Raw genomic sequence first — 25,972 nt, 5'->3', positions numbered from 1 at the left:
TAAGGGAGTTAATATGTATGAAAAGATTACCTTTAAATGATGAAATAGCAGTAGCGGTGTCCCATATAGTTGATGATTCTTCACCGACGGTACAAAATAGAAAGCCAAGCCATGCGGATCTTGAAAGTATAATTGTTAGGTTTAAGTTGGAAAAAGGTGATCCGAATTTAAACGGAAAGACAGTAGGGAAAGCAAAGAGGATTAGTGCTGTCTTAAATTGGGCTATTGAATACAATCATGAATCTGGTGAGTATTTATTAGGTAGTTTAATGTCTCTTATAAAAGGGTTTGGAGGATTTAGAGAGGAATCACCCAATTTCGTTGGAAATGAACCAATAAAAAACCTTCAAGATGCATTTAAGTCAGAGAACATAAATTTAACAAGTGATGGAGTTATAACACCTGTAGTTTTGGAGAATTTATCCTATTTTGAAATAGAAAAGGCTCTTGAAAATTACATACGCCGAGCAAAGCGTGGAGCTGCGGATGCTGCGCTATTAACAGGCACTAGTAAGGATTTACTAGAGGCGGTAGCAGCACATGTAATAACAAGGTTATTGGGTGAATATCCACAAAGAAATTTCCCTACTCTTTTGGGCTTAGCTTTCTATCAATTAGGTCTTTCAACACCACAAACTAAAGGAATTAACTCCGTTTCAGAACGATTCGAAATAAGTTTGTATGAATTGGGGTGTGCGGTGAATAATTTACGTAATAAACAAGGAACTGGTCATGGCAGACCCTTTTTGCCTACAGTTTCTGATAATGAAGCAAAAGCAGCTATAGAGAGTATGGGGATGATCTCTGAATTCCTATTAAATAAACTTAAAGAAAAAATTTAAATGTTTTGTAACCTATTATAGGAGAGTCATTGAAAAAAATAACGCAGGAAATCGATAGTTTGTAATTTTCTTAGGATTGTAAATTCGTATTTTCCTGCTATCTCCTCTATTTTATTTTTTCTATGCTTAATATTGTTTTTTCTTGTAAGGGAAAAATCACTTCATGTTCTGCTCTGATAGCGGGTGAGTTTAATTCAAAATTTGGAATAACCAATTTCATAGCTTCTATAAATCCCTTAACACTAATTCCTGGATTCTCTTTTGTTGCCTCCGCAGTAATAATTGTATGAGGAATCGATGAATTAAACCAATATATATCTTCTAAGTTTTCAACTGCTGTCCATGAAACATAGTGATTATTAAAATTTACATTATCAAGATCTAGGTGAACTCTTCTTAATTTGCCGGTATATTTTATATATTTTGCAAACTCATTGTCTTCTTTTTTTTCACTACTCTCCCAAATTTGGATATTATTTAATACTTTTTTCCAAGCTTCATCTGTATGGTTTAAATTTTTTCTACCATTTCCTTTTTTTGGATGATCTACCCATGTTTGAAAAAATTCATATAGATTCATATAGAATATACTCCTTATTTTTAATACATCTATTATCACTAGTGTTGCGTTAATTTAATTTAACTATTAAAAATACTTGAAATGTTCAATTTTATCATTTTATGCAAAGAAAAAGTCCTTTATAATGGATAAGTTAGGTGGTAACCCGTCCAAATCCACTAAAAAGGACTATCGCATGGACAAGATTACACGAAAAACTTCATTTGGACAATGGTTTTCACCAATAAATCTTCAATTATTTGAAGAAAACGTGAAAACGTTGAAATTAGATTTCTATACGAAAAAACTAACGACAGAGTCATTTCTAAAATTATTACTTTTTGCGCAGCTAGAAGAAGTCGAAAGTCTGCATGCGCTGAGCGATTGTCTTTTCGATGATCAACTGCAAAAGGGCATTGATCTTGATTCTATCAGTATTTCCCAACTCTCACGCCGTTTAAATGGCATGAATCCAGACTTATTCCAAAAGCTTTTCCTTGATTTAGTTTCACAAATTCATGCCAAAACGCACAACACGAAACTTGTGATGCCATTAAAAATCATTGATTCAAGCACATTGCCTCTCAATTTGACTAATCATAAATGGGCAAAATTCCGCAAAACAAAAGCGGGTGTTAAATTGCACTTACGCCTTGTGTTTATGGAAAAAGGTATATCCTATCCCGAAAAGGCCATTATGACAACGGCCAAAGAACATGACCGCGGTCAGCTTGAAGTAATGGTTGATGACAAGGAATGTATGTATGTGTTTGACCGTGGTTACTTAGACTACGAACGCTTTGATCGGATGACAGATGACGGCTACTTTTTCCTTTCTAGGCTGCGAAAAAACGCAGTCATACGGGAGGTTTACGATTTTAAACTACCCGAGAATACATCTGTTTTGTCGGATCAAATGGTGTTGATTGGTACGACGCAAAACCGTGCCGAAAATTACTTTCGTCTTCTAAAAGTGATTGATTCAAAAGGAAATGAGCTTCATTTAATCACAAATCGTTTTGATTTAAGTGCTGAAGAAATCTCAAAGATGTATAAATCACGCTGGGCGATTGAGTTATTTTTCAAATGGATTAAACAACATCTCCATATCAAAAAGTTTTACGGCCAAAGCGAATGGGCAATTCAGAATCAAGTGTTTATCGCACTTATTGTTTTTTGCCTGCATGTTCTCGCACAAATCGAGACAAAAAGTAAACGAAAAACCCTACAAATTAGCCGATATTTACGGGCAGCTTTGTGGAAACCAGCACATATTTGGCTTCGAAAGATTGAAGGAAAAACCATTCCTTAATAAACAAATTGTCGTCGTCTCTTAAGTCTAATTGTAAAAAATTTCCAAATGGATGGATCCACCTTTAGTTGGGTATTTACTTTTTTGGCTCTTAACAGGGGACATATTTAAACTGAATATTCTAACAACATTTATGCAACACTAGTGATCTATTATAATTCTAAAATGGTTCGAAGTCTTTAAATTTCATGAAGCATATTGTGAAAACCATACAATTGGTATGGAATAAGAATTAGTATTTGGGATGTATTATTGCTACTAAAAATTCTAAGTATTGCAAGGTTACAAGGTTAATACTAGAGTATGTAGGTTATTTGTTTTATGTTATATGGTTATTCCACAATCAGAGGTTTAATAAGGATTATCAAAATGTGATGGAGAATTTATCGTTAATTCTATGGGTATCTCTAATCAAATTTAGATGATAAAAATTTGAGGAATTTAAAGAACCTAACTAACACTAAATTGTAGTCAGGTTCTTGTATTTTATGTGCTAAATTAAAAGTCTTCTATTTTAACTTCCTACCTTTTTAACAATATCATTTTCGATCAATTAAATGCAAAATGCTTTGGGTTAATTGATGGACAATTATTATCTCTTCTGTACTTCTTGTACTTAATAATTCCTGATGAAGCTTTAATAGTACTGTCTTGTCAGTTTCTTTCTTTAAGAAGTTTTGTTCAAATAAATCAGTAGGTGAAATTTCAAGAGCTTCCGTAATTTTGTTAAGCGTTTCCAGGGAGATATTTCTTTCACCTCTTTCAATACCACCAATATATGTATAGTGAACATTTGCCTTTTCAGCTAGTTCCTCTTGTGTAAAACCTCTATATAATCTGAAATAACGGACTCTTTCTCCAATGGTTTTTACTAAGTTATTCATTTTTTCACCTCTTTCTATAAGGGTAAAAAACAATGGAAATACTATACAGTAGTTTATATTCAAAAAAATAAGTAAAATAATATTTATAAGTATTAAAAGACGGGTGAATTTCTACATTACTATAATAAGTAACAGAAAGGATTTCCCATGAGTGAAGAAAACTACTATATTAAGAAAAAAGAAACCATTATACCATTTTCGCATGGTAAATATAAAATTAAGAAAACTACATACTATCTGCAGGATAATGTGTATGGATTAAGAGTTGAAGTCACAAGATTTAGTTTAACCGGAACTGTTGAAGTGAGGCTAGTGTATGGTGGGGGACTAATTATTGAAAAAATTTATACAACTAAGAGTATTGTTCATCCTACAAAGGAGCAACTAGAAAAGATAATAAAAGAGTTCTGTGTAAATTCCCACCAATATAAGAAATTAAGTGGTAAATAATCAGTAATTATTGCTTTTTTCAAAATAATCAACTAGAATTTATATATACATTTTTTTGCACTAGCGTCGCATTAAAATAATACAACGCCTTCCGGAAATCTGAATTTTCTGTAATATTAATGATACACAAAAAAATCCTTTATAATGGTTGGACGGTAGTAAACCATCCAAATCCAACATAAAGGACATAAGCATGGATAAGTTTACACGAAAAACATCATTTGAACAATGGTTTTCACCGATTTCCTCCACAAAACTTGAAGAATTGGTTGAAACCCATCAATTAAATTACTATACAAAGAAGCTACACATCGCTTCATTCCTGAAATTACTGCTGTTTGCGCAGCTGAATGAAACCGAAAGTCTGCGTGCTGTCAGTGATACATTGTTTTCAGACGACCTACAAAAAGCAACGAATTTGGAATCGATTAGCTTTTCACAATTAGGACGTCGATTAAATCAAGTACCGACAGAGGTGTTCCAGCAGGTGTTTCTAGATTTAGTCGCGCAAATTCATGAGAAAACGGATTTTGATAAGCGACGTAAAATGACAACACCACTGAAAATCATCGACTCGAGTACGTTGCCACTGAATTTGAACAATCATAAATGGGCTAAGTTCCGCAAAACAAAGTCAGGCATTAAGCTTCATTTACGTCTTGTTTACTTAGAAAAGGGTTGTTCCTATCCAGACAAAGCGGTGTTAACGAATGCGATCGAACATGATCGAGGTCAGCTAGAAGTACTCGTTGACGACAAAGAGTGCATGTACGTCTTTGACCGTGGCTACTTGGATTACGAGCGATTCGACCGCATGACCGACGATGGTTACTTCTTCGTTTCACGCTTGCGGAAAAACGCTGTAACTCATCAAATCGAGGAATTTGATCTTCCAAAAGATTCAACCGTTTTATCAGATGAAATGATTTCCTTGGGCACAGCACAAAGTCGAGCAGGTAATGAATTCAGACAATTGAAAGTGTTGGATTCAAAAGGAAATGAGTTACACCTCATAACGAATCGCTTCGACTTGAGTGCAGATGAAATCGCTGAATTGTATAAATCACGCTGGGCAATCGAGCTGTTTTTCAAGTGGATGAAGCAACATTTAAACATCAAAAAGTTCTACGGACAAAGCGAACAAGCTGTGCATAATCAAGTGTACATCGCGATGATCGTCTACTGTTTACATGTACTGGCTCAGCTGAGTACAAATAGTTCACGGACGTACTTACAAATCAGTCGGTGGCTAAAAGCAGCACCCTGGAAACCAGCACGTATTTGGATTCGAAAAATAGCAGGAAGAGCTGTCCCGTAAAGGTTTAACCGTTTCTGTCGCCCTCGCCAAAGGTTATAGTAAAAAAATGGATGATTACTACCTCTGTTCGCGTGTCTTCGTTTTTCTTCTCAAACGGGAATATCAGAAAACAGAATATTCAGTTAGAATTTATGCGACGTTAGTGATTTTTTTGTAATTTTTATTTTTAGCTATCTTTATGATAAGCATATTCTAATAGACACGAAGCCTTTGGGCCTTTGATTTTTACTTAACAATATTTTTGTTAGGTTAATAAAAGGACCAAAGGCTTTTTTGTGTTTATCACAGAAAGGAGCGGCATGTAATTAATGAAGGGGAAATATTTAGGAAAAGCAGATAGTGCTAACTTAGTACCTGGAATGAGTTATTACTTATTTGAAAATGGTAAGGATTATTTTTATGTTTCACGTTTTAACAATAAGAAGGCTCATTTTGGTTGCTACGAAAAAACACCTTTTGAAATTAATGAGGAAACAAGGGAGAAAAGTGAGGTTACATTTAAAGTAAGCAGTTCAGGACAGATTTCATTTTTCTAAAAGAGATCAGTTGGCATTTATCATTGGTTTTTAAATAAAAAGGGAGGCAAAAGAATGGAAACTTTAATAAATACTGTAGAACAGGTGAACTTTAAAGTTGAAACTTCATGTTTTAAAACTTATGAATTTTCCACGCATAATGGATTATATGTTGAAGAGGCACAATCGGAGTTTAGTTCATTTCGTTTAATGATCTATAAAAATGAAGAAGCGGCTATATTTGTTGCAAATGAGTTTGATTATGATATTAGCGAAGAGGTTTCTTATTTATTTGATATCGAAAAGATTAAAAATATTTGTGAAAACCAAAAGGATGTACCAGATTTCTCTGATGATTACTATAAAGAAAATTAAAAATTCTGATATTTTTTTGAAATCATATTAGTAATAATTGGTACAGGTGAAATGGAGGAACTGAGATGTATTACGATCGTGAAATACATATAAGAGTGGAAAGAGAGAGAAAAAGAATAATCGAATTCCTAAAAGAAAAGGGGATCACACGAAATAAAGATGATGAAAAAATAGATGATTTAACACTTTTGTCATTAACTTTAATGGAAAATGAATTACTAGCAGATATAAATACCAAAAAAGTATCTATATAGGAGGATTATTTAATGATTAGTTATACTGAAGAAGAAAAAGAAGTTGTGACTAAATTAGTTATGGAGTTAGCAAGAATAGATAATAAGAAAAGAAGAAAAGATTTAGTTTGGTGGTATTCCATGGCCAGTGGAATCAATAATAATGAAAAAACTAAGAAAATCATGGAGGATATAGAAGCAATTTAGCTTTGCCTTTTCTGAAAGGAGAGTTTAGTTTTTTTTGGGTTGAATTTTTCTATTTTTATCCTTATTATAAATATATAGGAAATTAGAAGAGTGAATATAATATATTGAGAAATGGGAGCACCCCAATTACTAAGTAAAGTCTTAGTATATTGGAGTGCTCTCTTTTTTGGAAATGAGGGGTTTAGATGAAAAAGATTATTTCCACTTTATTTATTTTATTTTTATTAAGTGGATGTTCAACAGATAGCCGCCTAGTTACATACCAGTCTAAAGAGAACTACAAGACTGATAATCAGGTAGAAAAGGAGATTTCGTTTAAGAAGTACTTTAATGATGTCAATCGTTCTAGTGAAAAGGCAGCTGATATTAAAACAGAAAAACACAAAGCTATAGTAAAAAAAGTGATAGATGCTGACACTTTAGTTTTGGAAGCAGATAAGTATACCGCTTTGAGGTTAATCGGAATAAATGGACCTGAAATTACAAAAGGGAAGAATGAGCCATTTGGACAAGAAGGTAAGGAATATCTGGCTAACCTTATAGAAGGAAAGGAAATTACCTATCAATTGGATCCTAATGCTGATGAAAAGGATAAGTACGGAAGAATTTTGGCGCATGTCTGTTTAGATCAAATTAGTATTCAGTCATATTTATTAAAAGAGGGATATGTTAAATTAGCTTACTTATTTGATGAATATGAATTTATTGATGTCTATAAGGATGCAGAAAATATAGCAAAAGAAAAACAATTAAATATTTGGAGCATCCCTGGTTATGCAGATACTGACTTAAATGGTTTTGTTAAGTAATACAAAGATATTCTAAAACAATAAAATTGGAGGAATACTCATGTATAAACTAAGAGATCAAATAGAGCGGGTAAGAGAAGAAATGTTAAAAATTGCATTCTCAGAGGGATTTAATTCTCCCGAAGCAATAAAGAAGAGTAAAGAGTTAGATGAATTAATACTAAGATATCAGCAAATGAACCAAAATGAATCGGTAGAAGTTAGAATTTGTTAAGAGGGTAAGAATAGTTTAGGAGGGGACATAATGATAGATTGGAGAGAAGAAGACGTTAATAGATTCTTTAGCTATCATAAAACAATTACTTATTATGGTGATGAAATACCTAAGTATCTGGTTCTAGAAAATCCAGATGGGGACGGTTGGATAATTGGTATGTTTTATCCATTTATAGGAGGAGAGTACGTTCCATTAGAAGAAGCGGGAGACGTACGACTAATATTTTCTACATTAAAGTCAGCAAAAAATTATGTGGATTTTAATTTATGGTGAGAAGTGATCAAATAATAAAAATTCTTAGACTTGAAAATTTATATCTAGTAAAAAGGGATAGGTTTACTATCTCTTTTTAAATTGTGTAGTGTTATAAGAAAGAAAATCGTATAATAAATGTATAACCTTTTTTTCTTTTTTCTTTTTTGGCAATCCTATTTAGGATTAGCGTCTTAACTAATAAACACGCAGCCTTTGGGCTAATAGGCATAATACATGTAACGCATGTATTTATTGTCTATTGCCTCAAAGGCTTTTTTGTGTTTGCGCAAATTTTTCAAGAGAGGTGAATAGGCATGTTAAATAAAATAATTTTGGCTGGTTGTATTGGATTTGGTATGGGAGTTTTAACTCACGCAAAGAGGTATGGGACAATAAAAAAACCGAGGAATAATAAACTTACATTCTATCCGGGTTTCTTATTGGATGGTTGTTTTGGAGCTGTTGGAGCTATTGTTACGATTTTATTCAGTGATCCAAATGGAACGGAACGAGTAATTTTAACATCAATCTTAGGTGGATATGTAGGTGAAAATGCAATTATTAAAGTTGAAGAATCACTTCAATCAAAGAAGGAAAGCAGAATAGAGGAAATAAACAGAAAGATAAATCAGGATCTGTAGTGTTTATTTTTTCAACATGATTTCGATATGTTATAATATTTATAACAATAATCGTAGTATAGTGCAGAAGAGCATAGAATATAGTCGAGGTAAGATAGACGAGAGGAGAGAAATCATGAAACTGAATGATATCCTAACGGAAGAAGAAAAAAAACAAGTTAATGATTTAATGGTAGAGTTAGACGATTGTATTACTGAACGCCAAATGGATAAGATAACTAAGGCTATAGAAGAGATTTTTAATGAAGCAAAAAAAAGATATTATGAATCAATAGGTTCAAATAAAGAGCAAGCAGCTTCATTACAGGAAGATAGAAGGATTTTTCATAGAAGATCCCCTAAGCGATTAAGAAAAGTATCATCTTACTGAACAGAGAAGAGATTAAAAATCTCTTCTTTGTTTTGTTTTTTATAAGTACATAAGTACGATTCTTATGGAAATAAGAAAATAAAAGTGCTTATAGGATAAAGGAACATTAAATTAATGAAAATTAATAACAACTAGACTTTTCGTTATATGGTTGCTATAATTTACCTATATAAATAACGAAGAGGGAATCCCCCTAGATGAAGACATATAAACTGTATGTCTTATTCTAGGGGGATTTTTTTGTTGAAAGGAGAAAAAGCGTCATGGAAAGAGAGAAAAAACTGAAAGAAGGCACATACTGTACGAATGTTTTATTAAGATGGTTAACAACAGATTTATTATTAACTAATAAACGGTTTAAAGGGTATGATCGTAATACCGTTTTAGGTTTAATGCCTATAGGAAAAAATGAAGTTACTATGTCCTTAAAGAACATAGCTAGTGTTTCAACATCAACAAAATTTCATCTAAAGAGATTTTTGTTTGGTCTGTTTTTTACATTCATATTAGGACTTCCTTCTTTTGTTAATGGTGATTTTTTCATAGGATTAGTCCTTATTCTTATCGGTATTGTTCCCTTGTTTAACAGTTATACTTGTTCGTTAAATGTATCGAATAATGGAGGGGTAGCTTTACTTATTGAGATTTCTATACTGGAAAGAGGGAATTTACAAGAATTTGCAAATGCGATTAATGACAAAATTGCTGAAGTAGAATAGGGGGCTTAGAAACAAATGTCTCTATCTTCAGAATTAGTTAAAAACGACTTTATTCAATTTCCTACAGATTATACAGATATGGTAATTAGATATGAATTAAGTAAATATGAATATATTGAAATACCCTTTATTAAAAAAAAAATTGAGAGTAAAGAATTAGCAGAATTAATTATAGAAAAAAGTAGTAGAGAAGAGAAAAAAACGCTTGTTGAGATGATAAACCGTATTCAAAAAAGAAATAGCTCGACAAAAGGGTATTTGGGGATCCTAGCAGTAGCTTTATCTACCAAAGAGTAATGTTTGAGAAAGTAATCACTTGATTTAACAAAGGTTTGATAGAGAGTGAGAAGTAAATGTGTATAGGAAAAGTACTTTTTGGTCTGAATATGGGCATTGTGCTAGCATTACCTCAATTAATCCTAATTTTAATTGATTATTTAAAGTGTTAATACATGAATATGTTGAACAAATTGAAAATTCAAATGGGATAACCCCAAGATTCATAGAGAGACATTCATTTCTATGTATTCTTGGGGTTATTTTTTTGGGAGGGTTAAAATGAGTAGTAAAATTAAAAGTATCACTTTTCTTTCTGCTATTGGGTTATCCATAGGGTTGATAAATGGACCAATCCATGTTGCTGCAAATGAGAGTGAAAAAGAAATAACAACGATTGATTCGATTGATGAATATAATAAAAATTTGAAAGAACAAATTGTAAAGATGGATAAGGCTATAAATATAACCCAAAATGAATTAGTTTTAAAAAAAAGGCAACTAAATCATTTAAAAACAGCAATAGACTTAAATAAAAAGCAGGTAAAAAAAGTTAAAGATGAACTGGCCGCGAAAGAACATGAATATCGGGAAAAAAAGAAAAGTTCGGTGAATGATCTACCCTTTCTTTCGGATAATTTTGCCGGGATAAATGAAGATATTATTATAAAGAAGAACGTAAAGAACTTTAATTTCGTAGAAGATTTGAACAGAGATTTTACGTATTTAATGGAAAAACAAACATTACTCAATGAATTTAGCGATTTGAATGAACAATTGCAACAACAACAGGAAGCTTCCAGTAAGTTAATAGATGCATTGAAGGAAAAAGAGGATACTTATAAAGAAGAAAAAGAAAAATTAGAATTAAAAAGCAAAACTTTATCAAAGGATAAAGAGATGATTGAAGCCGCTATTACTAAAGAAAATGCCAGGGTAAATGGAGAACGATTTGAAAGTGATTTTTACCAAAAAAGCATTACATCATCTAAAGAGGTACCAGAAGAATATATGCCATATTATCTTTATGGTGAACAGACCTATAACATACCATGGTATTATTTAGCGGCTATACATGCTGTAGAAACCTCCTTTTCTACTCATGTTACCATGGAATCCAGTGTTGGAGCCATAGGACCTATGCAATTTATGCCTTCTTCATGGGTAGGATCTAAATACGATATTGGTGGAGGATTAGTAGCTGAAGATATAGACATCACCGATTTAGAAACCATAAAAAGAGGAAACGGGTTTGGAATTGATGCTAATAATGATGGAAAAGCAGACCCATGGAATCCAGCGGACAGCATTGCAAGCGCAGCGTATTACTTAGCCTCTCATGGATTTGAAAATAACAAAGAGAAGGCAATATGGGCCTATAACCATGCAGATTGGTATGTTGATAAAGTTATAAAGTTAGCAGAGAGCTTTAAGTTCCAAAAGGACATATCTACAATCGATCTAAATATTAATAATAATAGTGGGATTGATGTTACAACAGTAGGATATAAGTGGATAAATAATTCTTATTACGTATTTGGAGGAGGAAGGAGCAAAGAGGATATAAGTAGAGGGTATTTTGATTGTTCTAGCTTTGTTCATTGGGCATTTGAACAAGTTGGAGTAACCTTAGGCAATAGAACCGGAGTGACAACAGACACTCTTAAAGAAATGGGGAATGCGGTTAATTATGAAGCTGCTAAACCAGGAGATCTCGTATTCTTTGATACTTATAAAAAAGATGGGCATGTTGGGATTTATTTAGGAGAAGGGAAATTCATCGGCGCCCAAAGTTCTACCGGAGTTGCAATTGCAGATATGTCTAATGGCTATTGGAATCAAAAGTTTAATGGAAGAGTTAAAAGAATTTCCCATTAATTATATGAGGAGGAATGGGAAATGGATGATAAAAATAGCAAAATGTTAGATAATGCAAAGAAATTAGCAAATGAAATAGTAAGAATAGAGAATCAAATTCAGTTGATAATTGAATCAAAACAATATGTCTTTGATGTTTTATATGATGGGGAATTAGGATGGATTGTTCAAACTTCCTATTGTCAAATTGGAGGATGTATAGTTAATTACATTCCTTGCAAATCTAAAATCTCTGCTATTGAAGTCTCTGCAAGACTGACATTTAAAGGGATGAAACCTGCTGCGAATGGAATCTGTTCAACTTGTAGCAAGGATCTACATGAAATGATAACATAGAAAATAGCCATACTCAGAGAAAATGTTAATAGAGGAGCTATTTGAATAGAGATTTTTAAACCCGTAAGAAGTAGTGTACACATCTATCCTTACGGGTTTTTCTATAGCTAATTGTTCGACTAATATAGGTAATGAACACAGAGAATTGTTAATTATTCTGTTATGGGTAATGATATTACTCTCTTTTCCGTTTATAGAAATGCAAATATGCTTTCCTAAAACAAATAATTCTCTATTTGTTAATTCATGAGCAAATAAAACTACGTTTGGGTTAATTTGAAGAATCTTTAGTATTTGATTAAAGTCAAATATATAAACTTCTTCTATAACTATCAAGTCATAATCACTTCTTTTAAGAATAGAAAGATATAAATCAAGATTGACTATTGTAAATGGTTCTGGAGGTGTAAAGATAGTAATATATTCTAATGAATTTTTTAAATCGCTATACTCCTGATGAGGATCTACTAGGGCAATATGCTTATTACAAAAAAGTTTCATTAAGAGTTCTTTAGTAAAGAAAGTTTTTCCTTTCCCAATAGGTCCTTTTATCACGATAGGCATTCCATTATCAAATAATAATGAAATTAAATTAAAAATAAAGTGTCCTGAAAATGTTGTTATAGTAAAATATATCTAAAGAAAAATGGGAAATTAAGATTTGTTTGTTGATATTTGAAAAATTTCGATTAAGAGAGGGGATGGTTTTATAAAAATTAATAGAAATGAACTTTGTATTTGTGGAAGCGGGAAAAAGTTCAAAAAGTGCTGCATAAGCTGGAAGGAAAATTGGAGTAGAGCAATAAATAATGCTCTATGCGAACAAAAAATTAAAGATATATACAGAGGCGCTTTTGATTTTATAGTAGAGTATAATTACCAAGGGGGTTGTCATCTCCTATCAGCAATTATGCATATTCTATTAAGTGAGAGCGGATATAATTCTATAGTTAAAATTGGAGAAGTTCGGATTGGAAATTTAGTATTTGATCACTCTTGGATTGAGCTAGATGGCAAAGTACTAGATGTTGCAATTATGAATACTTTGCAAGATGGAATTATGTTCCCTCCAGTATTCTTCGGAAATTCCGTTGCTAGTGGAATGGAAGTTAATTATGAATATGGTGTGTCAAATGCGCTTGATGAAATTGCTCGGAGAGTATTAGATATGTCTATCGGCCGCTATATTATGGAAGGTGAGTCGATAGGGTCAATTGAAATAATGAAAGACATTTCCAGTAAAGCAGGATTTGAATATGATGACTTGGAAAATTTAATTTTAAAATATCAAAATGTATATAGGATTTTAGCTTAGCGGGTGTTTTCTTTTCAATTAGTAGCATCAATTATTTTGAAAAATATAAAAAACAATTTTTAAATTTTTTTCATAAACTTACATGAAACCTGCTACATAGTATTACTTTTCAAATAGAATCTTTTGTTTTTTACTAATCTATATTGCATAGATGGTGAATTAAAGAGAAATAGTAAACTTGGTTTACGGTAATAATACTAAATATGGTGATATACACTATGGAATTTAGAGGGCAAATAATCTTCTTAATAAAAGATAATAATAACTGTATTCATATCTATAAAAAGAAGTCTCAAGCAGCTGCAGAAATGGAAAAATATCAAAAATATATACTCAAGTTAGAAGAAGAATTAACAGATAAGTTGGTTAGAGTAATGCTTATTAAGTATGAAGAAGAAAGAAAACAATATGTTTGGTGTAATGAATTTTGGCGTACAGGCTTAAATGAGAAAATTTCACCTAATCATCAAAAATACTTGAATTATTTAGCAGATAATAGAAAAGATATTAGTTTCATAGGTCCATATAAAGCAATGAAAAGGAAGAGTTTACATCTGTGTAATAGGGGGCATGAATGGACAGTTGAACCTATAAAAGTTAAGAATGGAGAAACTTGTGCCCATTGTAAAAAGGAAGTAAGAGAATCACATGGAGCGAAGTTCATAACAAATTTGCTTGTCTCAAGGAATGTAGAATTTATAAAAGAAGTTTCTTTGAAAACGTTTGGCTATGAAATGGATCTTCGATTAGACTTTCTAATATGTCAAAATAATTTTCCTTTGTTCGCCATAGAATTTAATGGCATACAACATTATAAATTTGTGAAATCAGAATACTTTGGTGGTTATAAGGGGGCAAGAGAGAGAAGGAAACGGGATAAATTAAAACGTGAATTTTGTTGGTCAAAAGGTCTTCCGATTGTTGATATTCCCTATACAGAGACAGAAGAACAGATTACCTATACAATATTTCATTTTTTAAAAATGTATGAAATTATATAAGTAGTAATTGTATAGATGAAAAAAGGCAATTCATGTGGTATTAAAGGTACAATTGAATCTATTATATATGAATCTTTATGAATTATTTCGTATATGGGTAAACCATCCAAAATGCGGAAATGGCAGGAATAATTTAATCAATACAGATAAAGCATAGAAAAAGGTATTAGAAGATATTGAGAAATGGGAAAACAGTGAGAATGTAGAAGAAAGTGAGTTTGCGAAGTATCCTCTGTATACAAGGAAATTAAGTCGAATTCATTTAAATCATGATGACGTGAATTATCATAATCATTATGTTTCATGGACATCTTCTGAAAAGTTAGAAGATGTATATTGGTTTAATTCATCAATTCCTCCTACAATAATTACAGCTGAAGCTACAAAAGATAATCCTGGTAGTAGCCTCCGTGGATTTATAGAAGCAATGCAGATTGATGATCCGAACTTTGAATTGAATTCATCTGTTATCAGAGAAGAACAAGAATTCATTTTCCCATTACAAGAAAAATCAATAGTAAATATTGAAAAGATTAAATATAGATACTTTAAAAATGAAATTTATAGAGTCGTAAACGAAGAATAAATATACAGGGAAGTGCAGATTTATGATTTTATTGGATACAATAGCTTACAATACTTTTTTAGCTATGATTAGAGACGAACCAACTAGAATGGATCCCAAATTAAATAAAGATAAATTCATGGATTTTATTATGAATTATAAGGGGGAAAAATTAATACATAGTGCCACGATATTTGAACTATATATGAGGGATTTGAAAAATCCAAATATTAATCACTTTAATAGGTTTTTTGAGGATTTTAATGGGTTAAAGAAAAATGGCTTCAGACTTATGAATGAAAGTACTTGGAACTTTGACTGGAAAAAATTATTTTATGCTTCCGAGAATAATAAAAGCTATGATATGAGCGTTTATGTTAAGCAGAAAGTAGAATATGAAGTTACTAGTATTAGTAGATACTTCATGTATATGTTACTTATTGTATCCGATAAGTTGTTTGACAAATATGATGATAAAGTTGTAATAGAATTATTAAAAGATGTTATTAAATTTAATTTTCTTCTGATAGAGGCCAAACTAAAAGAATATTTATATAGTTATTATCTAACAAATGAGAAAAAAGAAGTATCTACTAAAAAATTTGATTATCTATTAGGATATATTTTATCTAAAATGGAAGGTATCATTAGAAATAAATTACTCCTAAAAAAGGGATTTATAAATCGCAAAAAAAATTTAGAAGAAATATATAGTGGCTTTAGTGAGCTTGAAAGTTTAGAAATTAGTGGAGTACAAAAGACACGTGAAATTTTAAAAGGAGTAAGTGGAAAAGAACTAAATTATTTAATTATTAATAAAGTGGAGCAATTTGAATCGGGCGTTATTTCAGAAGGTAGAAGATCTCTAACAGTAAATGAAAAACTTTATTTCATACAGGTTTTATTAATTAGATCCATACAACAAGGCTATAAGGTTACCAAAAATGATTTTTCTGATTGCACAATTTTCTCGGCATTTGATTGTTATAATAATAAAGGCAAATTAATAACTTTTGATGGGACGCTTAGAAAGTTATCTAAGGAATTTAATGTTTTTTATGATGAGATCATATACAATGAAATTTTTAAATAGTAATTATAATATTGACGAGCGACACAATAATACTTTAACCAGAAAGCCTTAGAATTAATGTTTTTTTTATGTAACTATTTTTGTGTTACTCGTCACAAATATTACAGCAGAAGAAGAGTAATTCTAACTATTCGTATAATACAAATTTTACGAATAAATATATAGAAATCAGAATGTATGTTTGGTATAATAAAAAGGATTAGAATAATCAATATTCTAATCCTTTTTATTATAGGTATGGGAACTACGCACCGCTGATTCAATGGCGCAGTGAGTACTTCCACCAAGTAATAAATAACGTGTCGCTATTTAAAGGCGCAACAAGTTATGTATTACTATACCCAAAATTAATGATTTATATATTATTATGCATGATTATAATTAAATTGTAAAGAGGGATTTTATGGAAAGAGACTTTGGGAGTATAAATTTAAAAATATTTTTTGATGAAAGCGGTAAAAATCAAACAAAACCTCATTTAATGGGCGGTTTAGCAATTCCAGAGTCTTATTATAACTCGCCTAAAGTACTTGCTTTAAATGAATTAATAAGAAAAAAAGAAATTCATTGGACTGCCTATGGAGGTGATAGTACAGAGAGAAATATAATTTGGAAAATAATATTGACATTGCTAGAACACCAATACCTATTGAAAATGAATGTTATTTCTTATAACCAGTCAAAGATTGAGGAAATTTCCAAAAAAATCAAAAATGTTTATGAAAATATTGCTGATCAAACAATTTATATGAAATTTCCTGAAAGGATAATATATGGACTTTTAAGAAAATATGGTTCTCATGTTCACTTAAATACTCAAATTTATATAGAACATGATACCACTTATCAAAATAAAAATTACGATTTAAGAAATCAACTTTTTGAACAGTTGAATATACAATCTGTTTATAGAGGTGAACACTTTACTATCCAAGAATCTAACTATTATTCAAAACAAGAAGAAGTTGGTATTGAATCAATAGATATTCTTTTAGGTATGGTACGTACTATAATTCGCAACGACTCCCCTACTTCCAAGAGAATTAGAGAAAAAAATAATCTAGTTATGAAGTTGCTTCTAAATGAAAAATTTTATCGTTTTATTACGCAAATTAAATACTTTGAATGGTCAAATTCTCCAGAATTAATTGAAGTAGACTTTGAAAATTATGTTCATATTTTTATGAGTTCAAATCAGATATTCGAATGAGAAATCTAGGATGGTGGTAAATTTGAAATATGATAAATTATATCTTATTAAAGTAGCAAAAGAGAATGCAGCATATTTTTCATCAGTTTCAACCTGGAATCAGCATGCTCAAGAGAATAATCTTCCAAGAGCAATGACATTTTCATATTATTTTGGGAGTTGGAATAAGGCTAAAGAGGAATTGTTTCCGAACATTGAAGTTTATAATCCATTCTTATCTGATTATACCAAAGAAGATCTTATAAAATTCGCTGAAACATATAAAAAGGAATTTACTACAGCTAGAAACTGGAATGATTTTAGTAAAGTACAGGGTCTTCCATCTTCCAAAGTTTACATTTATATATTTTCTTCATGGAACAACGCTAAGAAAGTGATTTTTAACAATTCATCTGTTAGAAAACGATATTATGAAGAAGATGAACTAGTAAATATTGCTTTAAAACACAACAAAGTTTTCACAACTATTAGTCAATGGACAACTTATTCTAAAATTAATAATCTCCCCTCTTCCAAAGTCTATGAACAACGTTTTGGCAGCTGGAATAAGGCTAAAGATAAAATATTTAATTCTTAAAGTAATAGAAGATGTTCCTCTGCCATCTGTTATAAATGTAACTTCATTTTTTATTATTATTACTTCAATGATTTAAAAAGGAGATGAAAAAAATGACTAAAATAGTTAGTTTGTTTAGTAGAAAACCAAATATGCAATATTTTTACAAAATTTTATCAAGGTTTGAGAGAGAAGTAGATTTCATAGTAGCTGATTATGCTCAATGGAGTGAAAAAATAGAAAAAGCAGATTTTGTAAGTAATGTAAATCTATATAAAAGACAAAACAGTGAAGAAACATATGAGGAATTATTTGCTAGGATTTCGAGTGCATTAACGGTGATAGAATCCCTCTGGAATTATTATGTTTTTGAAGATGATTTTATCAAGCGTACAAATGAATTAAATAGGAAAATAACACAACTTAAGAAAAGTGTGAGTATGGTTAAACAGAAATCAGATGAAATTACACAGGAATCCTTTTCACATATATTAAAAAAGATATGTGAAGAAAAAAACAATACAATAACTAGAGAAAATATCAAGAACATTTTATCAGTTTCTTATTCTGATTTTATTAATGAAATATTGATTCTCCCAATACATATAAAAAAGAAAGCCTATTTGTCACTAATTGAAACATATATTTTGGATTGTCAACATGGTAACTTTCGTTCTAGTAAATTTTCAATGAAAGTAGCTGAAGGTATTCATAACTTACCTTTTTTCTTATCCCGAGACCTAGAAAATTTTGATGATGATTATTTTTGGCATCCTATTTTCAATTCTAAAACAAAAAATTATTTAGTTCAGCATTTTTTTAAAGGGTTAGTAAGTGCAATTGTATATCATCCGTCAGGGAGTGATTATTTAAATGAAATCAATACCTCAAAGAGACATGAAGCCCATTAAAGAAAAGGTAGCAATACGGTTAAAAGCAATTCAAAAAGAGTATAGTCTATCTTTATCAGAAATGGCTATGTTATTAGAAATTCCAAAAGCTACTCTCAATTCGTATCTTAGAGGCTTAGCATTACCACCACTTTCGGTAGTAGAAAAATTTAACTTTAGCGATTTAGATGTTGAATGGCTTTATTACGGAGATATAGTTGAATATATAGGAGACTATTTGCTATTCAGAGGGCATGGGAAATTTCTAGATAGTCACCCGAATACTCCGCAGATGGTGTATCTGATGTATGACATAACTACTAGTGGTTCCAATCCTTCTGAAAAGGTAAGTTTAACAGATAAAGATATAGAGAGATTTTTTGAGAAGTACTATCGTGAGTGTATTAAACAAGTTTAAAAATAAAATAGTTTTAGAATTTAAATTGTTCGTAAAGATTGTATTATACGAACAAATGTTCTTGTTTGGAGGTGAGCCGAATGGCTATAACAAAACAACATGAATATTATGAAAGGCGACTAGAGGAACTTCTAAAGGAAATGCCAGACTTTATAAATGAATATGTAGAAGCCAAAATGGATAATCGCTCCCCTCTTACCCTATTCAATTATGTTAGAGATTATAAGGAGTTTTTATCTTGGTTAATGGCTGATGAAAGGGTCAAATGGTCTAGTTTAAAAACATTTCCAGTAAGCTTGTTAGGATCCCTTCCCCTATCAGATGCACAAGATTACTTTAAATATGTCAGTCGTAAAAAGTACGAGAAAGCAAATGAATCACATAAAATAAGTTCAAAAACGGTTAATAGGCATAAGTCCTCCCTTCGTTCGCTTTTCAATTATTTAACGATTGAAGCAGAAGTTTCAGGAACACAAGGTGAACCTTACTTTCATCGAAATGTAATGAAAAAAATTCCTATCAAGAAAGTTTCGGAAACTTTTAATGAAAGAGCACGAAAGATTTCGGAGAAAATTTTTATAGGAAATGAAGATCTCAATTTTTTGGAGTATATAAAAAACGAATATGAAAACACTCTTTCCCCTTCAGAATTAAAGTTCTTTAATCGTGACAAGGAACGAAATTTTGCTATCATTTCATTATTTTTGGGTAGCGGAATTAGAGTAAACGAACTGATAGAATTACGCCTTAAAGATATAGATAGTAAAAATAACGAAATAAGTATTATTAGAAAAGGCGGTAAGAAAGATACTATTCCAGTTACTCCTTCTTCGATGTTAGATGTATTAGATTATCTATCTATAAGAAATGAAAGGTATAAAGCAGGAAATGAGGAAAGTCAGTATCTATTTGTTAAACAATATAAGGGAGATACACTCCCTCTTACTGCACGTGCTGTTGAGAATATAGTTTATAAGTATACCAAATCATTTGATAAACGAATGGCCCCCCATAAATTAAGACATACTTACGCTACTAATTTAGCAGAACAAACAGGAGGAGACATTCCGCTTATTATGAACCAATTGGGTCATACACAATCTGACATTTCCTTGCTTTATATCAATACATCTAGAGAAAAAGCTAAGCTTGCTGCAGAACGTCTTGATCAAAGGAGAAATAAATAACAAAGGGAGCATTAAAGTGATAACTTAATGCTCCCTTTGTTTAGAAATAATAAAGATGATTAAAAATAAAATAGCTGTTTAAAAAGTACAATAAAGTCACTTCGTGAACGTAACATCCATAAGTAATTTTTTTCGTTGTTACTTTGACTTACTTAACGATAAACTGGTTGCTCTGTTCTACTAATAATTTCAGAATCTTTTAACCCATGTATTTTACGAGAATACTCAGTCCCACACTTCGGACATTCGCCTACCATTCTAGGAGAGAAATCCTCTGAATATGAAAAGTCAATCACATTATCACAACTTTTATTAAAGCACTTGATTTTCATATGAATAATTGTATGATCTAAGGTTGGTTCAAAAAACATTAAATCACCCTTTTTGTTTAATTATTTGTTATTTATTATAAATAACGCACTTCTACTGAAGGATTGAGATCCTGAATTACTATACCTAAATCTTTTTTTATTTTATCTGAAGCCTTAACTATTAATGAAATGTGGTTAATATCTTTGTTTGGGTTATTTTTATCTCCATTCAAATCTGCTTTTTCTGTTGCACTCTCAATATTAATTTTAGTTGCTATTTTTGTTTCTCCTATTGTAAAAATTATTTCTGCATTTTTAGTTTTTTTTGAAAACACAATCTGACTTCCTTTCTTCTATTAGTGGGTGCAAAGTTTGTAATTCCCTGAATATGATTTTTCAAAAGCCAAGGTTTTTTAAACTTTATATTTTATAATTAAGCTCTTTCTTTTTCCTTTCTCCTTTATAAAATTTTAAAAGAAAATCAACTACTATTCCGTACGTTTGATGAAGTGAAGATAGCCAAACTTTAGGATGAATATAGCCTAATAATCCACCAATAATTAATTTTTTGTACACAAATAATAAAGTTGTTGAAAAATAATATAGTTATTAAAAATAGATATTAAAGTCGTTTAATTTCTGACTTGTACCAGCAACTTAGATTGTCTTTATATCTACATTCAATCCTTTAATAAGTTTTTCGTATTCCTTGAAATCTTCTTCCTTCATAACAAGATTTAATTTCTCCATATGATTTTCATGAACATTTGCGATTTCATTTGTTGTAGATAGCATAACCCACATTAAAGGTGCTTCATTATCAACCACTTTACCAATAACATCTTTATATTTTCCTTCCATAATAATTACTAAATCTTCATTTTTGAATTTTCCCATGATTATTTAAACCCCTTTCCTAGTTCCTTCTTGAATACAATTTGTTAAACAACTTTATTATGAATATGGCTGATACGGATAACGTAGTCATAAGGGTTTGAAACTATATTTTTAAATAACTTTATTATCATTAAACATTTTTTTAAGTAGAATTTTGTATTATATGAATTATACTTTGTATAAATGATTCCTGGAACCTCTAAGTCGTTCATTATTATTACGTTATTGTTACTTGGTCGAACTAGCATTCTCTCCTTCTCAAGATCGGAAACTCTAATAATAACTTTATACTTTCTAGGTGAATTTTCATGCATATGTGAAAAGTAATAAGAATTGAAATTTGGCTCCATATTTTGTTCCTCTTGATGAAACCATATGTAGTTTTTTCTTTTATTTTTAAATTTCATTACATAATTTGTCTTGGCACTAATTTTAGCTTTCAATCTAATTTTACCTGTTTGTAAAAAATACTGATAGTCTTCATCAGATATGGAATTAGTGTAATGTATTAAGTGCCTATCTTTGATTTCCTCATATTCATTTGAAGTAATAGGATAAACATAAAAATTATTTGTTTTTCTTAGATAAAATTCATATGAAATAAATAATAGAATGAATAGAGCACATGTTAACAATTTTTCCTACAAGTAGGTTTGTAACCAATATTAAAGAAGTGAGTAGGAAAACATAAATGAAAATAGATAAAAATGCCATTGGTAGATGTACTAATAGCCTTACAGTTCCTAACCTCTTATTAAAAAAACTCACAAATTGTTCCCTCTTTCTAATTTTGAATGTTACTCCGCATCCTTCTTTTCCACACCAAACCAAACTTCCATTGCGTCCTTTGAAAGTATCCACTCTTTTTTGGTATCAAATTTACTTTGGTGGTATTTTAACAAGCCGAGTTCAATCATTTTTTCTGTTTTTTGCCATTTTTTTTTATTTGATGGTTTTAAATAGTTTCTTATAGTATCGGCAGGAACACCCCACCTTTCAGCTGCTTCTGAAACCGTCATAAAATTATCAATTGTTTTCTTCATAAAAAGATCCTTTCTATGCTGTTTCTACTACCATTTTAAACCGTATATGGTTATAATACAACCATATATAGTTTTTTAAAGGAGTTTGATTATGATAAAAAATTTTAAATGTCAGTATTGTTATAATGATGAAGTAGAGGCTCTTACCTTTAATAAAGATAAAACTGGATATTGGTGTGAGGAATGTGATGGGTTTACTTTAGTTAATCAAAAGGATACAGGAAGGTATTTACTTATATTAGAAGATTCCTCTGGAAAAAACGAATCCATTGCATCTACTATTAAGTTTAGAAAGAGACTCTCACCTTTACGTTATCCTGGTGGTAAGAGTAAAATGGTCAATTACATATATAATCAACTCGATAAGAAAAAAATGAATCACTTTGTTTCACCATATACAGGTGGTGGAAGTGTAGAATTCGCATTGTTAGAAGCGGGCGTTATTAACCACTTACATATAAATGATAAGGATTTTGGTGTATACGCCCTTTATTGGGTAATTTTTAATATGCCATTTGCTTTAACGGAACGATTGAAAACATATACTCCTTCACATGAGGATTTTTACAAAGCACAACTTACTATTAAGAAGGACTTTGACAAAATAAACATCGTTGAGGCAGCATGGAATACTTTGATTGTTAACAGGTTAGCTTATTCCGGAATATATAATGCTAATCCACTGGGAGGAAAGAAAGGTACACCGCAACAATTAACTTCTAGGTGGAATCCAGATGAACTAATAAGACGAATAGAAAAATTACATTCCTTTTCAGACCAAGTAACGATAACTAATCAGGATGCTTGTGAAATGATTGAAGAGAGTTATTGGTGGGATCAAACTACTATTTTTATTGATCCCCCATATGTCAATAAAGCCTCTTCACTATATCGATGTTATTACAAAGAAGAGGATCACATTAAACTTAATTGTTTATTAGATACTTTATATCATGGTTTTGATGGTGCGGATTTAATTATAACTTATGACAATAATGAATGGCTGGAGAGCTTATATTTATACCCAACTGTTAAAGCTGTATCAAGAGCTTACACCGTTTAAATATCAAGAACATTTTAAAATCGTCGATAATAATAGTAGATAAGAAAGGGGATTGTAAATTATAATGAGTTGGCCGTTTAGTAAAGAAAGATTATTTTTATATCTCTCATATGTTATATATAGTTTTATAGTTATCTATGCTATTACATACATATATCCAAATTACTTTAATGAAACGATAGTTATATTCCTTGCTGTAATGTTTTTCAGTTATGGTGCATACTTGATATCTCGCTTAACTGGTGTTTATAAAAAGGTGCAGGAAATCGAGGGGGAAATTTATCGACAAGAAATTAAGAAAGCATATGCTCATTTCTACTCAGAAAAAAAGAGCGATATTAGGAATTCTGCTTCTTCAAAGGAAACGAAAGTGGAAAAAGAGGAATGGATAGAATTCGAGAAGGCTCAATGGTCTTGGAAAGGGAAAACCAACCGTGAATTAACAGCTGCAGAGAGGTATTTCAAAACTGAAAATAGTTTAAGACGGATAAATACTTTCGATAGGATTATAAATCTCATTTCTTCTCATTGTTACGGATTCTTTATTTTAGTTAATCCTCTCTATGCTTTTCTAACAACTATTCCAGTAGTTATTATTTCATTAGTACTATTTTTAATCTACAGAAAACTAAGAAAAAAATTACAGGAATTGTATATTGAAGTATACCCCGAAAATGTACGAGAGACATTGGAGAGTCTTGGTATAAAATAAAATCCCCCTTTAAGGGGGGATTAGGCTCTATGCCCACCAACCAATTTGGAACGGTGTACAGCTGTCCCTCCTGGAGTATAGGAGACTGCCCTTAGTAAAGAGGTGGGGCCAAATTTATTTCTTAATTCGTCTACTACATAACCTATTTTTCGTTTTTTCCAACTATTAGTATCAAAAAGATCCAATTGCACTTCGTAATCATCTACGAGTTTGGACAAACTAACAGATATTTGTCTAACAATTTGTCCGCGATAATTTTCTCTCATAATATCCAAACATACCTTATATATATCCATGGTTGCATTAGTAGGATTTTCGATTGTTCTTGACCGATTAAATCCCCCACCATACTCATCTCGACTATATCCTAACCCAAAACTTATAGTGCGAACCGCATGATGATTTTTTCTTGCTCTTTTACATACCTCTTCGCACATTTCTAATACTACAGTTTCTATCTCTCTTCTTTCCTTGTAATCCCGAAGTAATATTTGACTTTTACCGTAACTGACTTGTCCAGCCATAATTGGTGAACCAATTTCGGATAAATCTATTCCCCAAGCATGATGAAACAATTGGTTTCCCAATATTCCAAACTTATTTTCCAGTAATTTTAAATCGTATCTAGCAAGTTGCCCTATAGAAAATATCCCCATACTGTTTAATGTTTTTTCAGTTCGCTTACCAATCCCCCACATTTCACTTAATGGTGATATTGGCCATAATTTCATTTGTACATCATTGAAAGTCCAAGTTGCAATACCACTATCCACCTTTTTAGCTTCTAAATCTAGACACAGTTTTGCCATAAGCATATTTGGACCGATTCCTACTGTACAGGGGAGTCCGAAATCACTGTAAATATCATATTGAATTTGTTTAGCTATTTCTTCTGGAGTGCCCCATTTATCAGAAGGGCCAAGTTCTAAAAAGCTTTCATCGATGGAGTAAACATGTACTTTATTAGGAGGTACATATCTATAAAATAACTTAATAATTTCTGTAGATACGCGGACAAATAAGGACATCGATGGATCAACTACAACAATACGAGGATCTTTTGGAATTTCAAACTTCCGAGAACCCGTTTTTATCTTAAAATCTCTTTTCATAGCAGGAGAGGCAGCAAGTACTACACTCCCCTCCCTCTCCATATTCCCTACTACAGCTAAGTGACAAGTAAGAGGGTCGAGACCTAATAATACAGCTGATACTGATGCATAAAATGACTTCATATCAACGGCTAGTATGTTTTTATGAGGAAACTGAGAGTAGTCGAACATAAACAATCACCTATTTTGTTATTTTACTTATCATTGAAAAAGGTAAATATAAAATTTCTTCTGTTGTATCTTTAACTAATCGAAAATGCTTGTTGTTGTAATCAATGAATATGGTTTTCCCTGTTATGATTGTCTCGCCTAATGCTAGGTGGTCAAAAACATAAAAAGAAACCGAAGAATTAGTTTCCATTGCATTATAAATTGTTTCTTCTTCAAGAAAAGAATAAGTCAT

Annotated in this window: 36 protein-coding genes and 1 pseudogene; 29 read left to right on the top strand and 8 right to left on the bottom strand. The window is 31.1% G+C overall.

Annotation, left to right across the window (positions count from 1 at the left end):
* The first annotated feature begins 17 nt into the window (after window positions 1–17).
* Entirely contained in the window at window positions 18–842 is an 825-nt protein-coding gene (locus NST60_RS26005) for an abortive infection family protein (RefSeq protein WP_144545647.1), read from the top strand.
* Window positions 843–948: 106 nt separating this feature from the next.
* On the opposite strand, the gene NST60_RS26000 is transcribed toward NST60_RS26005, so the two are convergent.
* On the bottom strand, window positions 949–1,422 hold the full coding sequence (locus tag NST60_RS26000; protein ID WP_144545648.1) for a hypothetical protein: 474 nt from the start codon (window positions 1,420–1,422) through the stop codon (window positions 949–951).
* A 175-nt stretch (window positions 1,423–1,597) separates the two neighbouring features.
* Here NST60_RS26000 and NST60_RS25995 point away from each other — a divergent pair, with 175 nt between their 5' ends.
* Window positions 1,598–2,713 carry an IS4 family transposase gene (locus tag NST60_RS25995; protein WP_100525938.1) on the top strand — a complete coding sequence of 372 codons (1,116 nt, stop codon included), beginning with the start codon at window positions 1,598–1,600 and terminating at the stop codon, window positions 2,711–2,713.
* 539 nt (window positions 2,714–3,252) lie between these two features.
* On the opposite strand, the gene NST60_RS25990 is transcribed toward NST60_RS25995, so the two are convergent.
* Window positions 3,253–3,597, bottom strand: coding sequence for a helix-turn-helix domain-containing protein (locus tag NST60_RS25990; RefSeq protein ID WP_144545650.1), 345 nt, complete (start codon window positions 3,595–3,597; stop codon window positions 3,253–3,255).
* Window positions 3,598–3,744: 147 nt separating this feature from the next.
* On the opposite strand from NST60_RS25990, the gene NST60_RS25985 reads away from it, so the two are divergent.
* From NST60_RS25985 to NST60_RS25915, 15 genes are all read left to right on the top strand, one after another.
* On the top strand, window positions 3,745–4,047 hold the full coding sequence (locus NST60_RS25985; RefSeq protein ID WP_144545652.1) for a hypothetical protein: 303 nt from the start codon (window positions 3,745–3,747) through the stop codon (window positions 4,045–4,047).
* A gap of 193 nt (window positions 4,048–4,240) precedes the next feature.
* Window positions 4,241–5,365, top strand: a complete 1,125-nt coding sequence (locus NST60_RS25980) for an IS4 family transposase (RefSeq protein WP_100525935.1) — start codon at window positions 4,241–4,243, stop codon at window positions 5,363–5,365.
* A 308-nt stretch (window positions 5,366–5,673) separates the two neighbouring features.
* The gene (locus NST60_RS25975; protein WP_047944800.1) at window positions 5,674–5,901 is read left to right on the top strand and encodes a hypothetical protein; all 228 of its coding nucleotides are present in this window, start codon (window positions 5,674–5,676) and stop codon (window positions 5,899–5,901) included.
* 54 nt (window positions 5,902–5,955) lie between these two features.
* Entirely contained in the window at window positions 5,956–6,255 is a 300-nt protein-coding gene (locus tag NST60_RS25970) for a hypothetical protein (RefSeq protein ID WP_144545654.1), read from the top strand.
* A 65-nt stretch (window positions 6,256–6,320) separates the two neighbouring features.
* Window positions 6,321–6,509, top strand: coding sequence for a hypothetical protein (locus tag NST60_RS25965; protein WP_047944802.1), 189 nt, complete (start codon window positions 6,321–6,323; stop codon window positions 6,507–6,509).
* A 12-nt stretch (window positions 6,510–6,521) separates the two neighbouring features.
* Complete coding sequence (locus NST60_RS25960) at window positions 6,522–6,695, top strand: hypothetical protein (RefSeq protein ID WP_186325669.1); 174 nt, start codon at window positions 6,522–6,524, stop codon at window positions 6,693–6,695.
* A 185-nt stretch (window positions 6,696–6,880) separates the two neighbouring features.
* Window positions 6,881–7,504, top strand: coding sequence for a thermonuclease family protein (locus NST60_RS25955; RefSeq protein ID WP_341100902.1), 624 nt, complete (start codon window positions 6,881–6,883; stop codon window positions 7,502–7,504).
* Window positions 7,505–7,544: 40 nt separating this feature from the next.
* Entirely contained in the window at window positions 7,545–7,718 is a 174-nt protein-coding gene (locus NST60_RS25950; protein WP_016204211.1) for an aspartyl-phosphate phosphatase Spo0E family protein, read from the top strand.
* A gap of 30 nt (window positions 7,719–7,748) precedes the next feature.
* Window positions 7,749–7,994: a hypothetical protein gene (locus NST60_RS25945; RefSeq protein ID WP_328283185.1), complete on the top strand. Its 246-nt coding sequence runs from the start codon at window positions 7,749–7,751 to the stop codon at window positions 7,992–7,994.
* 296 nt (window positions 7,995–8,290) lie between these two features.
* A complete protein-coding gene (locus NST60_RS25940; RefSeq protein WP_016204213.1) occupies window positions 8,291–8,617 on the top strand; it encodes a DUF4257 domain-containing protein in 327 nt (108 codons plus the stop codon).
* Window positions 8,618–8,732: 115 nt separating this feature from the next.
* Window positions 8,733–8,987 carry a hypothetical protein gene (locus NST60_RS25935; RefSeq protein ID WP_016204214.1) on the top strand — a complete coding sequence of 85 codons (255 nt, stop codon included), beginning with the start codon at window positions 8,733–8,735 and terminating at the stop codon, window positions 8,985–8,987.
* A gap of 263 nt (window positions 8,988–9,250) precedes the next feature.
* Complete coding sequence (locus tag NST60_RS25930) at window positions 9,251–9,706, top strand: hypothetical protein (protein ID WP_144545660.1); 456 nt, start codon at window positions 9,251–9,253, stop codon at window positions 9,704–9,706.
* 15 nt (window positions 9,707–9,721) lie between these two features.
* Window positions 9,722–10,003 (top strand): hypothetical protein, encoded by a 282-nt coding sequence (locus tag NST60_RS25925; protein WP_144545662.1) that lies wholly within the window; start codon window positions 9,722–9,724, stop codon window positions 10,001–10,003.
* A gap of 261 nt (window positions 10,004–10,264) precedes the next feature.
* Window positions 10,265–11,860 carry an NlpC/P60 family protein gene (locus tag NST60_RS25920; protein ID WP_186325670.1) on the top strand — a complete coding sequence of 532 codons (1,596 nt, stop codon included), beginning with the start codon at window positions 10,265–10,267 and terminating at the stop codon, window positions 11,858–11,860.
* 21 nt (window positions 11,861–11,881) lie between these two features.
* A complete protein-coding gene (locus NST60_RS25915) occupies window positions 11,882–12,196 on the top strand; it encodes a hypothetical protein (RefSeq protein ID WP_144545664.1) in 315 nt (104 codons plus the stop codon).
* Here NST60_RS25915 and NST60_RS25910 read toward each other — a convergent pair.
* Window positions 12,176–12,751, bottom strand: coding sequence for a helicase HerA domain-containing protein (locus tag NST60_RS25910; protein ID WP_186325671.1), 576 nt, complete (start codon window positions 12,749–12,751; stop codon window positions 12,176–12,178). The two genes, NST60_RS25915 and NST60_RS25910, sit on opposite strands and share 21 nt — an antisense overlap.
* Before the next feature lie 127 nt (window positions 12,752–12,878).
* Here NST60_RS25910 and NST60_RS26910 point away from each other — a divergent pair.
* The 10 genes and pseudogenes from NST60_RS26910 to xerS all read left to right on the top strand — a co-directional run.
* Window positions 12,879–12,968, top strand: a pseudogene (locus tag NST60_RS26910) (SEC-C metal-binding domain-containing protein); the annotation flags it as partial.
* 138 nt (window positions 12,969–13,106) lie between these two features.
* Window positions 13,107–13,511 carry a hypothetical protein gene (locus tag NST60_RS25905; RefSeq protein ID WP_321198299.1) on the top strand — a complete coding sequence of 135 codons (405 nt, stop codon included), beginning with the start codon at window positions 13,107–13,109 and terminating at the stop codon, window positions 13,509–13,511.
* Window positions 13,512–13,819: 308 nt separating this feature from the next.
* Window positions 13,820–14,512, top strand: a complete 693-nt coding sequence (locus NST60_RS25900; RefSeq protein ID WP_341100885.1) for a DUF2726 domain-containing protein — start codon at window positions 13,820–13,822, stop codon at window positions 14,510–14,512.
* A 277-nt stretch (window positions 14,513–14,789) separates the two neighbouring features.
* Window positions 14,790–15,098: a hypothetical protein gene (locus NST60_RS25895; RefSeq protein WP_321198301.1), complete on the top strand. Its 309-nt coding sequence runs from the start codon at window positions 14,790–14,792 to the stop codon at window positions 15,096–15,098.
* Between the two features lie 22 nt (window positions 15,099–15,120).
* The gene (locus NST60_RS25890) at window positions 15,121–16,170 is read left to right on the top strand and encodes a hypothetical protein (protein ID WP_328283192.1); all 1,050 of its coding nucleotides are present in this window, start codon (window positions 15,121–15,123) and stop codon (window positions 16,168–16,170) included.
* Window positions 16,171–16,573: 403 nt separating this feature from the next.
* Window positions 16,574–17,380 carry a hypothetical protein gene (locus tag NST60_RS25885; protein ID WP_341100877.1) on the top strand — a complete coding sequence of 269 codons (807 nt, stop codon included), beginning with the start codon at window positions 16,574–16,576 and terminating at the stop codon, window positions 17,378–17,380.
* A 22-nt stretch (window positions 17,381–17,402) separates the two neighbouring features.
* Entirely contained in the window at window positions 17,403–17,957 is a 555-nt protein-coding gene (locus NST60_RS25880; protein WP_152112342.1) for a hypothetical protein, read from the top strand.
* A 92-nt stretch (window positions 17,958–18,049) separates the two neighbouring features.
* Window positions 18,050–18,847: a hypothetical protein gene (locus NST60_RS25875; RefSeq protein WP_341100875.1), complete on the top strand. Its 798-nt coding sequence runs from the start codon at window positions 18,050–18,052 to the stop codon at window positions 18,845–18,847.
* Window positions 18,810–19,244 carry a helix-turn-helix domain-containing protein gene (locus NST60_RS25870; RefSeq protein WP_341100874.1) on the top strand — a complete coding sequence of 145 codons (435 nt, stop codon included), beginning with the start codon at window positions 18,810–18,812 and terminating at the stop codon, window positions 19,242–19,244. The genes NST60_RS25875 and NST60_RS25870 overlap by 38 nt, the downstream gene beginning before the upstream one ends.
* Before the next feature lie 80 nt (window positions 19,245–19,324).
* On the top strand, window positions 19,325–20,431 hold the full coding sequence (gene xerS / locus NST60_RS25865) for a tyrosine recombinase XerS (protein WP_341100873.1): 1,107 nt from the start codon (window positions 19,325–19,327) through the stop codon (window positions 20,429–20,431).
* A gap of 406 nt (window positions 20,432–20,837) precedes the next feature.
* Here xerS and NST60_RS25860 read toward each other — a convergent pair whose 3' ends face one another.
* The 3 genes from NST60_RS25860 to NST60_RS25850 form a co-directional block, all read right to left on the bottom strand.
* Window positions 20,838–21,077, bottom strand: a complete 240-nt coding sequence (locus NST60_RS25860) for a hypothetical protein (RefSeq protein WP_144545499.1) — start codon at window positions 21,075–21,077, stop codon at window positions 20,838–20,840.
* 322 nt (window positions 21,078–21,399) lie between these two features.
* Complete coding sequence (locus NST60_RS25855) at window positions 21,400–21,639, bottom strand: hypothetical protein (RefSeq protein WP_144545501.1); 240 nt, start codon at window positions 21,637–21,639, stop codon at window positions 21,400–21,402.
* A gap of 797 nt (window positions 21,640–22,436) precedes the next feature.
* Complete coding sequence (locus NST60_RS25850; RefSeq protein WP_144545503.1) at window positions 22,437–22,682, bottom strand: helix-turn-helix domain-containing protein; 246 nt, start codon at window positions 22,680–22,682, stop codon at window positions 22,437–22,439.
* A 91-nt stretch (window positions 22,683–22,773) separates the two neighbouring features.
* Between NST60_RS25850 and NST60_RS25845 the strand changes: the two genes are divergently transcribed.
* Window positions 22,774–23,745, top strand: a complete 972-nt coding sequence (locus tag NST60_RS25845) for a DNA adenine methylase (RefSeq protein ID WP_144545505.1) — start codon at window positions 22,774–22,776, stop codon at window positions 23,743–23,745.
* A gap of 64 nt (window positions 23,746–23,809) precedes the next feature.
* Window positions 23,810–24,457, top strand: coding sequence for a hypothetical protein (locus NST60_RS25840; RefSeq protein ID WP_144545507.1), 648 nt, complete (start codon window positions 23,810–23,812; stop codon window positions 24,455–24,457).
* A gap of 20 nt (window positions 24,458–24,477) precedes the next feature.
* On the opposite strand, the gene NST60_RS25835 is transcribed toward NST60_RS25840, so the two are convergent.
* Both NST60_RS25835 and NST60_RS25830 read right to left on the bottom strand, forming a co-directional pair.
* Window positions 24,478–25,740, bottom strand: coding sequence for a Y-family DNA polymerase (locus tag NST60_RS25835; RefSeq protein ID WP_144545509.1), 1,263 nt, complete (start codon window positions 25,738–25,740; stop codon window positions 24,478–24,480).
* A gap of 10 nt (window positions 25,741–25,750) precedes the next feature.
* On the bottom strand, window positions 25,751–25,972 hold the full coding sequence (locus NST60_RS25830; RefSeq protein WP_016204233.1) for a hypothetical protein: 222 nt from the start codon (window positions 25,970–25,972) through the stop codon (window positions 25,751–25,753).

Origin of the sequence: Niallia sp. FSL W8-1348 (assembly GCF_038006745.1) — a bacterium.
Classification (GTDB): domain Bacteria; phylum Bacillota; class Bacilli; order Bacillales; family Cytobacillaceae; genus Niallia; species Niallia alba.
Note: the sequence above shows the minus strand (reverse complement) of the source record. Positions and strands in the feature narration are given on the sequence as shown.

Coding starts and splice junctions, on each gene's coding strand:
- NST60_RS26005 (WP_144545647.1), top strand. CDS start 18: ATGAAAAGATTACCTTTAAATGATGAAATAGCAGTAGCGGTGTCCCAT.
- NST60_RS26000 (WP_144545648.1), bottom strand. CDS start 1,422: ATGAATCTATATGAATTTTTTCAAACATGGGTAGATCATCCAAAAAAA.
- NST60_RS25995 (WP_100525938.1), top strand. CDS start 1,598: ATGGACAAGATTACACGAAAAACTTCATTTGGACAATGGTTTTCACCA.
- NST60_RS25990 (WP_144545650.1), bottom strand. CDS start 3,597: ATGAATAACTTAGTAAAAACCATTGGAGAAAGAGTCCGTTATTTCAGA.
- NST60_RS25985 (WP_144545652.1), top strand. CDS start 3,745: ATGAGTGAAGAAAACTACTATATTAAGAAAAAAGAAACCATTATACCA.
- NST60_RS25980 (WP_100525935.1), top strand. CDS start 4,241: ATGGATAAGTTTACACGAAAAACATCATTTGAACAATGGTTTTCACCG.
- NST60_RS25975 (WP_047944800.1), top strand. CDS start 5,674: ATGAAGGGGAAATATTTAGGAAAAGCAGATAGTGCTAACTTAGTACCT.
- NST60_RS25970 (WP_144545654.1), top strand. CDS start 5,956: ATGGAAACTTTAATAAATACTGTAGAACAGGTGAACTTTAAAGTTGAA.
- NST60_RS25965 (WP_047944802.1), top strand. CDS start 6,321: ATGTATTACGATCGTGAAATACATATAAGAGTGGAAAGAGAGAGAAAA.
- NST60_RS25960 (WP_186325669.1), top strand. CDS start 6,522: ATGATTAGTTATACTGAAGAAGAAAAAGAAGTTGTGACTAAATTAGTT.
- NST60_RS25955 (WP_341100902.1), top strand. CDS start 6,881: ATGAAAAAGATTATTTCCACTTTATTTATTTTATTTTTATTAAGTGGA.
- NST60_RS25950 (WP_016204211.1), top strand. CDS start 7,545: ATGTATAAACTAAGAGATCAAATAGAGCGGGTAAGAGAAGAAATGTTA.
- NST60_RS25945 (WP_328283185.1), top strand. CDS start 7,749: ATGATAGATTGGAGAGAAGAAGACGTTAATAGATTCTTTAGCTATCAT.
- NST60_RS25940 (WP_016204213.1), top strand. CDS start 8,291: ATGTTAAATAAAATAATTTTGGCTGGTTGTATTGGATTTGGTATGGGA.
- NST60_RS25935 (WP_016204214.1), top strand. CDS start 8,733: ATGAAACTGAATGATATCCTAACGGAAGAAGAAAAAAAACAAGTTAAT.
- NST60_RS25930 (WP_144545660.1), top strand. CDS start 9,251: ATGGAAAGAGAGAAAAAACTGAAAGAAGGCACATACTGTACGAATGTT.
- NST60_RS25925 (WP_144545662.1), top strand. CDS start 9,722: ATGTCTCTATCTTCAGAATTAGTTAAAAACGACTTTATTCAATTTCCT.
- NST60_RS25920 (WP_186325670.1), top strand. CDS start 10,265: ATGAGTAGTAAAATTAAAAGTATCACTTTTCTTTCTGCTATTGGGTTA.
- NST60_RS25915 (WP_144545664.1), top strand. CDS start 11,882: ATGGATGATAAAAATAGCAAAATGTTAGATAATGCAAAGAAATTAGCA.
- NST60_RS25905 (WP_321198299.1), top strand. CDS start 13,107: ATGCATATTCTATTAAGTGAGAGCGGATATAATTCTATAGTTAAAATT.
- NST60_RS25900 (WP_341100885.1), top strand. CDS start 13,820: ATGGAAAAATATCAAAAATATATACTCAAGTTAGAAGAAGAATTAACA.
- NST60_RS25890 (WP_328283192.1), top strand. CDS start 15,121: ATGATTTTATTGGATACAATAGCTTACAATACTTTTTTAGCTATGATT.
- NST60_RS25885 (WP_341100877.1), top strand. CDS start 16,574: ATGGAAAGAGACTTTGGGAGTATAAATTTAAAAATATTTTTTGATGAA.
- NST60_RS25875 (WP_341100875.1), top strand. CDS start 18,050: ATGACTAAAATAGTTAGTTTGTTTAGTAGAAAACCAAATATGCAATAT.
- NST60_RS25870 (WP_341100874.1), top strand. CDS start 18,810: ATGAAATCAATACCTCAAAGAGACATGAAGCCCATTAAAGAAAAGGTA.
- xerS (WP_341100873.1), top strand. CDS start 19,325: ATGGCTATAACAAAACAACATGAATATTATGAAAGGCGACTAGAGGAA.
- NST60_RS25855 (WP_144545501.1), bottom strand. CDS start 21,639: ATGGGAAAATTCAAAAATGAAGATTTAGTAATTATTATGGAAGGAAAA.
- NST60_RS25850 (WP_144545503.1), bottom strand. CDS start 22,682: ATGAAGAAAACAATTGATAATTTTATGACGGTTTCAGAAGCAGCTGAA.
- NST60_RS25845 (WP_144545505.1), top strand. CDS start 22,774: ATGATAAAAAATTTTAAATGTCAGTATTGTTATAATGATGAAGTAGAG.
- NST60_RS25840 (WP_144545507.1), top strand. CDS start 23,810: ATGAGTTGGCCGTTTAGTAAAGAAAGATTATTTTTATATCTCTCATAT.
- NST60_RS25835 (WP_144545509.1), bottom strand. CDS start 25,740: ATGTTCGACTACTCTCAGTTTCCTCATAAAAACATACTAGCCGTTGAT.
- NST60_RS25830 (WP_016204233.1), bottom strand. CDS start 25,972: ATGACTTATTCTTTTCTTGAAGAAGAAACAATTTATAATGCAATGGAA.